The organism is Citricoccus sp. NPDC079358 (assembly GCF_040702545.1).
In the GTDB taxonomy this organism is placed as follows: domain Bacteria; phylum Actinomycetota; class Actinomycetes; order Actinomycetales; family Micrococcaceae; genus Citricoccus.
On sequence record NZ_JBFBLI010000013.1, the window covers coordinates 78460 to 90646 of the forward strand.

A 12187-nucleotide genomic window follows, 5' to 3' on the forward strand; every position below is an offset into this window, starting at 1 on the left:
TCTCTCGCTAACGGGCCGGTGTGGTGCTGCCGAAGGTCTCGGGGTCCACTGGGCGGGCGTGCCGTGGCAGCTTCTCCACCACCAGTCGGTAGGAATCGAGCACGAGTTCCCGGACCAGTCCGCCGGAGATGGTGTCCCCGCCGGTCACGGTGATCCAGTGCTTCTTGTTCATGTGGTACCCGGGAGTGATCTCGGGATGTGCCTGGCGCAGGGCGCCGGAGTCCTCGGGCTCCACCTTGAGGTTGACGATCGGCTCGCCGTCCAGCTCGGCCAGGAACATGAACATCCGGCCTTTGACCTTGAACACGTCGTTGTCCGGGCCGAAGGGCTGGTCCACGGTGACGGCGGGGAATTGGAGGGCCGTCTCCCGGGCGATCCGGTGCACTGTGGTTCCGTTCATGGTGTCCGTTCCCCCGGTGCTCGACGGGGGTCGAATCCCCTCCGCCATCTTCAGACTATGCCCGAGCGGGGGCCTTGCCGCAAGGCCCCCCGGTGCTGCCAGAATCATGGCTCGATTCGGATCGGAGCCACCCCATGACCACGGACCACCACCGCACCAGCACTTCAGCCTTCGCCCTGCCGGAACACCTCTCTGCCAAGGCAGATCCGGGCCTGGTAGCCGACGACGACGCCCACGTCGCGGCCATCGCCGCCACCCTCGACCGTCGTCGTGCTGAGGACGGCCGCCGCCTCGACACCCTACGCCGGCAGCCCCGTGGCAGCGGCGAGTACGCCCTGGAGCGGGACGCCGAGATCCGCCGGCTCTCCTCCCGACTGCTCCTGCTCCAGCGGTTCGGCCGTGACCTGGTGCTCGGACGGATGGTGTCCTCCGACGACAGCGGCACCACCGTCTACGTGGGCCGCACCGGCCTGACCGACGGTGTCGGTCACCGTCTGCTCCTCGACTGGCGCTCCCCCGCGGCTGAGCCGTTCTTCGCCGCCACCCACGCCCATCCCCTCGGCCTGGCCAGCCGCCGCCGCTACCGGTGGAGCCGCGGGCACATCACCGACTACTGGGACGAGGTCTTCACCACGGTGGGACTCTCCGAAGGACGGCTGGCCCACGCCGCGCTCGACGACCAGTCCGCCTTCCTCGCCAGCCTCGGTGCCCACCGGACGGGGCGGATGCGGGACGTGCTCGGCACCCTCCAGGCGGACCAGGACGCGATCATCCGCGCCGGCGCACGCGGCGCGCTGGTGGTCGACGGCGGCCCGGGCACCGGCAAGACCGTCGTCGCCCTGCACCGCACGGCACACCTGCTCTACGCCGACGAGCGGCTGCGGCGCCACCGTGGCGGAGTGCTCGTGGTGGGCCCCCACGAGCACTACCTGGCCTATGTCGCCGACGTGCTGCCCTCGCTCGGCGAGGACGGGGTGCTCACGACGACGGTGCGCGGGCTGCTCCCGGAGGGAGCCACGGCTCCCGCCGAGGCGGATCCGCGCGTCGCCGATCTGAAGGCCAGGCGCGACCTGGTGGACGCCGTGGAGCCGGCGGTCCGGCTGTACGAGGAGCCACCGGCCGAGGCCCTGCTGGTGGAGACGCCGTGGGACGAGGTCTGGTTGTCCCCCGAGGACTGGGCCGAGGCCTTCAGCACCCCCGACTCCGGCACACCCCACAACGAGGCGCGAGAGGACGTCTGGACGGCGCTGCTCCAGATCCTGGCGGAGGCCCACAGCGCCGCGACAGATCCGGACGCCGCGCTGGACGAGGAGAACGGCGCACCGTCCACCGAACAGCTGTACCGGTCCTTCGAGGCGAACCGTGGGCTACGGGAGGCCTTCGCCCGCGCCTGGCCCGTGCTGCGTGCCGAGGAGATCGTCGGGGATCTGTTCACGGTGCCCGCCTATCTGTCCCGGTGCGCGCCAACCCTGGAGCCGGCCGAGGTGCGGATCCTGCAGCGCGCGGACCCTCAGGCGTGGACCCGGTCCGACCTGCCGATCCTGGATGCGGCCCGCCGCCGCATCGGCGATCCGGACACCGCCTCGAAACGCCGGGCCCGCGACCGGGCACGCGAGCGGCACCAGGCTGCCATGGACCGGGTGATCGACGAGCTGGTGGCCGCCGACGACTCGGACCTGCTGGAGATGACCTCCCTGACGACCGAGGACATCCGGGACCAGCTCGTCGACGACGATGTGCCGGCGGTAGTCCGTGACCCGCTGGCCGGGCCCTTCGAGCACATCGTGGTGGACGAGGCACAGGAGCTGACCGACGCCGAGTGGCAGATGCTGCTGGACCGGTGCCCGTCCCGGAGCCTCACCATCGTCGGAGACCGCGCCCAGGCCCGGCGGGGGTTCACCGAGAGCTGGCGGCAGCGGCTGGAGCGCGTCGGGGTCGGACCGGTGGAGATCGCCACGCTCACGATCAACTACCGCACGCCCGAGGAGGTCATGGCCGAGGCCGCCCCCGTGATCCGTGCCGCGATCCCGGATGCCAACGTGCCGACCTCGGTCCGGGCCTCGGGGATCGCGGTGCGCCACGGCACTGTGGACGAGCTGGACGAGGTGCTGGACGCCTGGCTGGAGGAGCACGACCAGGGTGAGGGCACCGCCGTCGTGATCAGTGTGGACGGGACCGCCGCGGCCGGTGCGGCGCTGAGCTGCGTGCCGATGGCGGGGCGGGACCGGGTGCGGTCCCTGACGCCCGCCCTGGCCAAAGGGCTCGAGTTCGACCTGGTGGTCCTGGTCGACCCGCAGGACTTCGGTACCGGGATCGAGGGTGCGGTGGACCGGTACGTGGCCATGAGCCGCGCCACCCGGCAGCTGGTGATCCTGGAGGACTGAGGGCGGTCCTGGAAGACTAGGCTGGAAACCAGACGTACCGGTTGTCTCGATCAGGGGTGGATGTCCATGTCAGGGGTAGTCGCAGCCCACGGTTCCTTCGATCCCCGCCGCGGTCAGCGGATGCTGGACCGGTTGGCCCACCGCGGCCCGGACGGGGCGGGCAGCCGGGAACTGGGCCGGTCCTGGCTCGGCAGCAGGTATCTGTCCATCGTCGATCCGGTCTCCGGTGACCAGCCGCTGTCCGGCGGACGGGACGGCGGACTCTGGGTCGTCGGAGACGGCATGATCCACAACCACCGCCGGATCCGCGAGCGGCTGGGTGACGGGCGATTCCGCACCGACTCGGACCTGGAGGCCACGATCGTCCTCGTCGAGGAGTATGGCTCCGAGGCCTTCGAACACCTGTGGGGCCCCTTCGCCCTCGTGGTCGCCGGCGCGGACGGCCGGTTCGCCGCGGCCCGTGACATCCTCGGGCTGGCCCCGCTGTACTGGGTGCACGAGGGCGAGACGGTGGTGTTCGCCTCCGAGCTGAAGGCCTTCGACGAGGATCAGCGCCCCGCGGTGCGGCCCTTCCCGCCCGGACACTGCTGGACCCCGCAGGAGGGGCTCAAGCCCATCCGGCGCTTCCCCGGCACCACGCCGGTGCTCCTGCAGAGCCGGTCCGCGGACGACGAGCCCCCGGCCTGGGTATTCGATGCCCTGCGCGAGACCCTGATCCGGGCCGTGGACCGCAGTCTGGGCAACCGGCAGCGTCCCGGGGTGCTGTTGTCCGGGGGCGTGGACTCCAGCATCATCACGGCCATCGCCGCCCGGCGCGGCGACTGGACGTCGGCACCCCTGAAGACCTTCGCCGTCGGGCTCGAGGGCAGCGGAGACCTCGCGGCGGCCCGGATCGTGGCCGAGCATTGCGGCACGGACCACCACGAGCTGGTCTACACCGCCCAGGACGCCATCGAGGCGGTGCCCGAGGTCGTCGCCGGACTCGAGTCCTTCGATCCGAAGCTCGTGCATTCGGCGGTGCCCAACTACTTCGTGTCCCGGCTGGCGTCCCTGCACGTCAAGATCGTCCTCGTGGGCGAGGGCGCCGACGAGCTCTTCGCCGGTTACACCCACTACGGGCGTCATCGTGACGGATCCGCACTGCATGCGGAACTGCTGGAGACCCTGCAGGGCATGCATATCGGCGGACTGCAACGGGTGGACCGAGTGGCCGGGGCGCTCGGGGTGGAACCCCGCCTGCCGTTCCTGGACCTGGACATGGTGGAGCTGGCGATGGCCCTGCCTCCGGAGTGGAAGCTCGTGAGCCGGGACCGGCCCGCCAAATGGTTGCTGCGGAGGGCCTTCGACGGGTGGCTGCCGGACGAGGTGTTGTGGCGCCGCAAGGAGCAGTTCGGCGAGGGCACCGGCATGAACGACGTCCTGGCCGAGCACTTCAGCCAGTCCGTCAGCGACGACGACCTGGCGGCCGAGGCGAAGGTCCTCACCCCTCCGGTGCGCACCCGGGAGGAACTGGCCTACTACCGGATGTTCGAGGCCGTCCTGCGCGGCGTCAACGCCCAAGAAACCGTCGGCCGGTTCCCGGAGGCCTGAACGGCCCGGGAACCGGCCGACGAGAGGGGCGGTGCGGTCAGTGACAGGGGCCGTCAGCCGCCGAGGAGGCCCTGGTCCTGGAGCCACTCCTCGGCGACGTCCCGCGGGTCCTCACCGTCGGTGTCGACCTTGCCGTTGAGCTCCATCATGGTCTCGTTGGTGAGCTTCTCCGAGATCGGGGCCATGATCTCGGCGATGGCCGGGTACTCGTCCAGGGTCTCCTGGCGCAGGGTCATGGCACCCTGGTACTCGACGAAGAACTCCTGGTCATCCTCCAGGGCCACCATGTCGTTCGACGCGATCCGGGCGTCGGTGGAGAACACCTCACCGAACTCGCAGGTGTCCCCGACCTGGGTGTAGATCAGGTTCAATTCGAGCTCCACGATCTCGGAGAACTCGAAGCCGTAGGCCTCCTGCAGCCCGGGCAGCCCGTCATCGCGGTTGATGAACTCGCTGGCCGCACAGACCCGCGCCTGGTCCGGGTTCGCCTGGATGAACTCCGCCGCATCGGACTGCGTGACCAGGGAGTTCTCGTCGGCGAATTCCTGCTTGACGGCGATGCGGTACGTGTTCTCGAACGGGGCCGCGTCCAGCCAGGCGATGCCGTTCTCCGCGTCCGCCTCTGAGACGGCCGCGAACAGGTCCTCGGGCACGTCCTCGGTGGTGTTCCCGAGGATGTTGACCCAGCCGGTGCCGGTGTAGTCCCAGTAGAAGTCGATCTCGTCCGTCTCCAACGCCTCGCGGACGGTGGCGCTGCCCGAGATCCCGGTCTGGTCCTCGATGCTGGCCCCCGCGTCCTCCAGGGCGAGGGCGGTGATCTGGGACAGGACGACGGACTCGGTGAATTCCTTGGAGCCCGCGGTGAGCTCGGCCCCGTCCAGTGTGCCGGCGTTGGCGCTGTCCCCGCCTCCGTCGCCGCCGCCGCAGCCGGTCAGCAGCAACGCGGCCACCGCCGTCAGGCCGATGCCGCCGAGCGTGGTCTTGCGAGTCGTTGCGTTTTTCATGTCAGTTCCTCATTTCAGTGCGATCACCGGGTGATCGGTGCGATCAGGGTGCGATCAGGATGCGTTCACGGTGCGTTCCTTCAGGCCCGGCCGGACCGGAGCCCCTTGGGCTGCAGCAGGTTCTCGGCCAGGCCGGCGAGGTAGTCGATGAGCAGGGCCAGCACGGAGGTCAGCACGGCACCGACCACCTGCACCAGGACCCGGTTGGTGGACAATCCGGCCATGATGACGTCGCCCAGACCACCGCCGTTGATGTAGGTCGCCAGCGTTGCCGTGCCCACGTTGATCACCAGGGCGGTGCGGACGCCCGCCAGGATCACCGGGACGGCCAAGGGCAGCTCCAGGCGACGCAGGACCTGGAACCGGGACAGGCCCATGCCCCGCCCGGCCTCCAGCACGTTCTCGTCCACCTGTTCCAGTCCGACCATGGTGTTCAGCAGCACCGGGATGATCGCGTAGAGCACCAGGCCGACGATCGCGGCCTGGAAGCCGAGGAACAGGAACATCACGGCCAGCAGCACGAGGACGGAGATCGTCGGCACCGCCTGGCCCAAGGTCAGGAGGGTGATGATGAACGGACGGATCCGGCGGGTGAAGGGCCGGGTCAGCAGGATGCCCAGGGGGACAGCGATCAGGAGCGTGATCACGGTGGACACCGCGGTGAGGGCCACGTGCTCCCCCACGGCCGTGGACAGTGCGGCGGCGTTGAGGGAGCGCGCCTCGATCGAATCAAGCTCCTGGCCGCTGACGTAGAGGTACAGGGAGACCAGGACGGCGGCCAGGATGAGGGGCATGGTCAGGTAACCCACCCATCCGCGGCGGGCGGCGGAGGGCGGGGTCTGGGTGAGGACGTCGGCGTCCCGGACCCCGGCGGGGGTGTCCGTGCTCATGGCGTCGTCCTCCCGTCCGCGAACTCGGTGCGGGCCTCGGCGACGGCGGAGTGGCGCATGGAGCGGATGGCTTCGTTGATCTGCTCGATGTCCACCACACCCAGGTGCCGACCGTCCTGATCCACCACCACGGTGACGGCGTAGCGGGCCGCGATGAGTTCGTTGAGCGCGTCACTCAGGGTGGCCCGTGACTCCACGACGGCCTGGGGCACGGTACCGATGTGGTCCAGGGACTGGCCCTCGCCCCGTCGCAGATCGTCGGCACCGACCCAGCGGGCGGGGCGTCCCTCCGTGTCCAGCACGAGGACCGCGCTGTGGTCGGATTCGCGCAGCACCCGGTGTGCCTGTTCCACGGAGTCCGCTGCGGACACCGTGGGCCACGGCGCGAGGTCGATGTCCCGGACCCGGGAGAGGCTCAGTCGCTTCAGCGAGGCGCCCCCACCGATGAAGTCACGGACGAAGTCGTTGGCCGGGGCGGTGAGGATCTTCTCCGGGGTGTCGTACTGGGCGATCGAGGACCCCTCCTGCAGGATCGCGATCCGGTCCCCCATCTTGATGGCCTCATCGATGTCATGGGTGACGAACACGATGGTCTTGCGCACCTCGGACTGGAGGCGGAGGAACTCGTTCTGGAGGCGTTCGCGGGTGATGGGGTCGATCGCCCCGAAGGGCTCGTCCATGAGCATGACCTGCGGGTCGCCGCCGAGGGCCCGGGCGACCCCGACGCGCTGCTGCTGCCCGCCGGAGAGCTGCTTCGGATAGCGGCCGCGGTACTCCTCCGGGTCCATGTTGACCATGCTCAGCAGCTCATCCACCCGGGACCGGATGCGGGCGGCGTCCCAGCCCAGCAGCTTCGGCACCGTGGCCACGTTCTCGCCGATCGTGAGATGCGGGAACAGACCCGTCTGCTGGATGACGTAGCCGATCCTCCGGCGCAACTGGTCCGCATTCGTGGTGGTGACGTCCTCGCCGCCGAGGATGATCCGGCCGGAGGTCGGCTCGATGATCCGGTTGATCATCTTCATGGTGGTGGTCTTGCCGCAGCCCGAGGGACCCACGAGGACCACGATCTCGCCGGCGTGGATGTCCAGGGTGAGTCCGTCCACGGCGTTGCGCTGCGTCCCGGGGAAGCGCTTGGTCAGGTTCTCGAGGCGGATCATGACCTCGGGTTCCGGTGCGGTCTGCGGTGTCTGGGTCATCGGATACCTCGCGAAGTAGTCAGTCGCTGGACGGTGTAGAAGATCAGGTCGAACAGGACGGCCAGCACGATCACGCCGAGGGTGCCGGCCAGCACCATGTTCACGGCCACGGGGGTCCCCACCCGGGCCAGCCCCGTGAAGATCATCTCGCCGTAGCCCGGTCCGTTGACCACCGCGCCGATGGCCGCGATGCCCAGCAGCACGAGGGTGGTGACCCGGACGCCGGTGATGACCACGGGCCAGGCCAATGGCAGTTCGATGCGCAGCAGGCGTTGCCGCCGGTTCAGGCCCATGCCCTGGGCTGATTCGATGACGGCCGGGTCGACTTCCCGCAGCCCCGTGATCGTGTTGCGCACCACCGGCAGCAGCCCGTACAGCACCAGCGCGAACAGCACGGGCGGCCAGCCGAGCCCGAGGGGTCCCAGCAGCAGGATGAACAGGGCGAAGGACGGAATGGTCAGGAACGTACCGGTGATCGCGAGCACGAACTCCCGCGGACGCTCCGTGCGATAGGTGGCGATGCCCAGGGCCACGCCGATGACGGTGGCGATGAGGACTGCTGCACCGACGATCGCGGCGTGTGCCAGACCCATCTCGAGCAGGTCGTCTGCCCGGTTCCCCAGGAACTCGAGGAATTCCACGGCGGCCCCCTTCCGAGACGAATAATGCCTGATGACGACTATAGTTCAGCGACTTTCCACGGTGAGGTCTCAGTAGGTCAGGCGGACGGCGGCCTCGCGCAGGTAGCGATCCACCAGCGAGTAGGCGTCCCGGGTCAGGGCGCGCCAGAGGTGCAGCGCCAGCGCCGGATCGTCCTGTTCCAGCACCTCGATCGCCTCCGGGGTGAGGACCATGAGCTCGACCTCGCCGACGGCCTTCTCGGTGGTCTCCTGCCGGTCCGCGGTCCCGAGGGCCAGCTCGCCGAACGTCATCCCGGCCCCCAGCGTATTCAACCTCACCCGCTCACCCAGCGGATTCGTGGCGATGGTGTTGATCTGTCCGGAGACGATGAAGTGCACGCCGCCGAAACGCTGCCCGACCCGGCGGATGACGTCCCCGTCCTCGTGGAATCGGGGCTCCATCAGGGCGGCCAGCCGTTCGCGATCAGCCTCCTCCAGGAGGTCGAGGGCCGGAGACTCGGTCACCGGGACCCGTTCCGTGGCCGAGATCGGCGCACCGTAGCGTTGCAGCAGGGCGTCCTCGCAGTGCTCGACCGCCTCACCGAGGCCCTGGAAGACCGGCACCGGGGTGGCGTGCTCCTCGGGGCCGGCGTCGGGCTGGACGATGAGGGCCGGTGCCTCCTCGCCGGTGACGAGGACGAGCTCCCGGCCGGCGGCGGCCAGCTGCCGTTGGAGGCCGGTGATCATCTGCCGGGCGAGCCGGCCGGCGTCGTACACCTGCCGGAGGTCCAGGACCACGAACACGACGCCGTCCTCCAGTTCGCTGACCGCGCGGACCAGCGATTCGGTGCCGGCGAAGAAGAGGTCGCCGGTCACCTCGATGATGCGGGCCCGGTCTCCGTAGCGCTCCAGTACCTCGGCCTCCTCCTCCGTGCGCCGCACGCGCGAGGGGAAGCGGGAGATCTCCATGGTGTCCTTGACCGCCGACCGCCCGCTGCGGGCGGCGCGCACGAAGTGCATCTCCATGTCCTTCGACACCCGGCGGCAGGTCTCCAGCCCTCGGACGCTGTTGCCGTGCCCGTCCAGCGGGGGCGAGAAGACGGCCAGGCCGGCCTGCCCGGGCAGCACGGCCAGCGTGCCGCCGCCCACCCCGGACTTCGCCGGCATGCCGACGCTGCTGACCCAGGCGCCGGCGTCGTCGTACATGCCGGAGGTCATCATGACGGACAGGACCCGTTCCACCACGTCGATCTCGAAGACCTGTTCGCCGCTGACCGGCTGCGTGCCCCCGTTGGCCAGGGTGGCCGCCATCAGGGCCAGGTCCCGGCAGGTGACCTGGACCGAGCACTGGCGCAGGTAGTTCTCCAACGCGCGGCTGGGATCGTTCTCGATGACCTCGACGGAGCTGAGCAGGTAGGCCAGCGCATGGTTGCGGTCGCTGTGCCGGATCTCCACGTCGAAGACCCCACGGCTGCTGGACAGGTCCCGCCCGGCGAACCGGGAGTAGGTGTCCACGATCCGGCGCACGGCGGACTTGCCGCCGCCGCCCCGGATCATCGAGGCCACCGCCAGCGCCCCGGCATTCACCATGGCGTTCGGCGGCCGGCCCGTCACCGGGGCCAGGGAGATCTGGTTGAACGGGTCCCCGGAGGGTTCCACGTCCACCTTCTCGTCCACGGCCTCGAAGCCATAGTCCGCCAGGGCGAGTCCGTAGCTGAACGGCTTGGAGATCGACTGGATCGAGAACTCCTGGTCGGCGACCCCGACCGAGTAGACCCGGCCGTCCACGGTGGCCAGGCAGATGCCGAAGTCCTCCGGATTCGGTTCCCGCCCCGGGGGATGCACCAGGTACGGCTCTCCCCCGCGCAGACGCTGGACGTCAGCGAGCAGCGACTCGAGGTACTCCTGGATGGGCGATTCCATGCCCCAACCGTAATAGCTCGGGTCAGGAGTCGATGACGACGACCGTCAGGACGGGGGCGCGACGGTAGGCACGGTCCAGGTGGCGGGCCACGGTGTCGCCGATCAGCTGCTCGAGCTGGTCGAGGTCGTCGATCTCGGACACGGACGGCTTCGACAGCGCGATCGAGACCTTCTTGGCCGCGCCGTCGAAAATCACCTTGTCCTGGATGAAGCCCTTGGTGACGAACTCGAGCGGCTCGGCGAGCTGGTTGGTGTCCGCGTCCACGAGGGCCACGACCGTCACGGCGCCGCCTTCCTGCAGTGACGTGCGCTCCTTCAGGGTCTCCTCGGTGACCTTGCCGACGGTATGGCCGTCCACATAGACCAGGCCGGCCTCGACCTGGCCGGACACGGCCGCCTTGCCGTTGACCAGGTCCACGGTGGTGCCGTCCTTGACGACCAGCACGCGCTCCGGGGCGATGCCGGTCTTGACGGCGAGCTCCGCGTTGGCGTGCAGGTGCTTGGACTCGCCGTGGACGGGCATGACGTGCGTGGGCTGGACGATGTTGTAGCAGTAGACGAGCTCGCCAGCGGAGGCGTGTCCGGAGACGTGCACCTTGGCGTTGCCCTTGTGCACCACCTTGACCCCGAGGTCCGTGAACTTGTTGATGATGCCGTAGATGGCGTTCTCGTTCCCCGGGATCAGCGAGCTGGCCATCAGCACCGTGTCATCGGCGCCGAGCCGGATCTGGTGGGTGCCGTTGGCCATCCGGGACAGCGCGGCCAGCGGCTCACCCTGGGAGCCGGTGCAGATGAGCGTGACCTTGTTGTCCGGCATGGACTGCAGCTTCTTGAAGTCCACCACCAGCCCGCGCGGGATCTTCAGGTATTCGAGCTCACGGGCGATGCCCATGTTCTTGACCATGGACCGCCCCACGAACGCCACCTTGCGGCCGTGCGCATGGGCGGAGTCCAGGACCTGCTGGATCCGGTGCACGTGGCTGGCGAAGCTGGAGACGATGATCCGCTTCGGCGCGGTGGCGAAGACCTGGTCGATCGCCGGGGTCAGCTCACGCTCGGAGATGGTGAAGCCGGGGACCTCGGCGTTGGTGGAGTCGGTGAGGAACAGGTCCACGCCCTCCTCACCCAGACGGGCGAAGTGCCGCAGGTCCGTGATCCGTCCGTCCAGCGGGAACTGGTCCATCTTGAAGTCACCGGTGTGCAGGACCAGGCCGGCCGGGGTGCGGATGGCCACGGCCAGCGCGTCCGGGATGGAGTGGTTCACGGCCACGAACTCGAGTTCGAAGGGCCCGGACTGGTGGATGTCCTCGGCCTCCACGTGCACCGTCACCGGGGTGATCTTGTGCTCGGTGAGCTTGGCGGTGATGAAGGCCAGCGTCAGCTGGGAGCCGATCAGGGGGATGTTCGGGCGTTCCTTGAGCAGGTAGGGCACGCCACCGATGTGGTCCTCGTGGCCGTGGGTCAGGACGATGCCCACGATGTCATCCCAGCGACCCTGCAGGGAGGTGAAGTCCGGCAGGATGACGTCGATACCCGGCTGGTGCTCCTCGGGGAACAGCACACCGCAGTCGACGATCAACAGTTTGCCGTTGTACTCGAAGACGGTCATATTGCGCCCGACTTCGCCGAGGCCTCCCAGCGGCGTGACCCGCAGCCCCCCGGAAGGAACGCCGGACGGGGACTTGGACTTGCGGGGCGAACGGGGCGAACGGGCCAAAGGATCACGCTTTCATCGGGATTGTTTCAAGACTGGGGGACCATGCCGACTGCACGGAACCGGCATGAACGCGGACCGCTACAGGGAGATCAACTCCCCATGCTACCCCTCACAGTGGTACTCCGGTGCCCCGATGCGGGGTGGACCGCGCTCGGGGGCACAGAAAAAGCCCTTGTTCGGAAGAACAAGGGCTTTTCATCTGGTGGAGGTAAGGGGATTCGAACCCCTGACCTTCTCCATGCCATGGAGACGCGCTACCAACTGCGCCATACCCCCAGATGCGTTGTTTCCGGACTTCTCGTTTCCGTTCCGTCCGAAGCAACTCCATAAATATACACAGCACCTCGCGCGCTCCGCAAATCGAACAGGGTCTTTTCAAAGTCGGGGGCTGGTGAGGTAGCGGCTCGCGCCCGGCGTGGCGGCTTTTAATGACGGAGAACTCCTGTTAATCCGGTGTTTA

Annotated in this window: 9 protein-coding genes and 1 tRNA gene; 2 read left to right on the plus strand and 8 right to left on the minus strand. The window is 68.8% G+C overall.

The annotated features are described in order from the left end of the window. Nucleotides 1-7: 7 nt before the first annotated feature. Complete coding sequence (locus AB0333_RS14495; protein ID WP_366219402.1) at nucleotides 8-400, minus strand: MmcQ/YjbR family DNA-binding protein; 393 nt, start codon at nucleotides 398-400, stop codon at nucleotides 8-10. Nucleotides 401-534: 134 nt separating this feature from the next. Between AB0333_RS14495 and helR the strand changes: the two genes are divergently transcribed. Then, complete coding sequence (helR, locus tag AB0333_RS14500; protein ID WP_366219403.1) at nucleotides 535-2784, plus strand: RNA polymerase recycling motor ATPase HelR; 2250 nt, start codon at nucleotides 535-537, stop codon at nucleotides 2782-2784. Between the two features lie 66 nt (nucleotides 2785-2850). Beyond that, nucleotides 2851-4374 carry an asparagine synthase-related protein gene (locus AB0333_RS14505; protein ID WP_366219404.1) on the plus strand — a complete coding sequence of 508 codons (1524 nt, stop codon included), beginning with the start codon at nucleotides 2851-2853 and terminating at the stop codon, nucleotides 4372-4374. A 53-nt stretch (nucleotides 4375-4427) separates the two neighbouring features. Here AB0333_RS14505 and AB0333_RS14510 read toward each other — a convergent pair whose 3' ends face one another. The 7 genes from AB0333_RS14510 to AB0333_RS14540 form a co-directional block, all read right to left on the minus strand. Further along, entirely contained in the window at nucleotides 4428-5378 is a 951-nt protein-coding gene (locus tag AB0333_RS14510) for a glycine betaine ABC transporter substrate-binding protein (protein WP_366219406.1), read from the minus strand. 80 nt (nucleotides 5379-5458) lie between these two features. Next, a complete protein-coding gene (locus AB0333_RS14515) occupies nucleotides 5459-6268 on the minus strand; it encodes an ABC transporter permease (protein WP_366219407.1) in 810 nt (269 codons plus the stop codon). Further along, nucleotides 6265-7467, minus strand: coding sequence for an ABC transporter ATP-binding protein (locus AB0333_RS14520; protein WP_366219408.1), 1203 nt, complete (start codon nucleotides 7465-7467; stop codon nucleotides 6265-6267). Before AB0333_RS14520 ends, AB0333_RS14515 begins: the two co-directional genes overlap by 4 nt. Next, nucleotides 7464-8108, minus strand: a complete 645-nt coding sequence (locus tag AB0333_RS14525) for an ABC transporter permease (protein WP_188806807.1) — start codon at nucleotides 8106-8108, stop codon at nucleotides 7464-7466. Before AB0333_RS14525 ends, AB0333_RS14520 begins: the two co-directional genes overlap by 4 nt. A gap of 69 nt (nucleotides 8109-8177) precedes the next feature. Beyond that, nucleotides 8178-10010: a glutaminase A gene (gene glsA, locus AB0333_RS14530; RefSeq protein ID WP_366219409.1), complete on the minus strand. Its 1833-nt coding sequence runs from the start codon at nucleotides 10008-10010 to the stop codon at nucleotides 8178-8180. Nucleotides 10011-10032: 22 nt separating this feature from the next. After that, nucleotides 10033-11727, minus strand: coding sequence for a ribonuclease J (locus tag AB0333_RS14535; RefSeq protein ID WP_366219411.1), 1695 nt, complete (start codon nucleotides 11725-11727; stop codon nucleotides 10033-10035). Between the two features lie 200 nt (nucleotides 11728-11927). After that, a tRNA-Ala gene (locus AB0333_RS14540) sits at nucleotides 11928-12003 on the minus strand. Nucleotides 12004-12187: the final 184 nt, after the last annotated feature.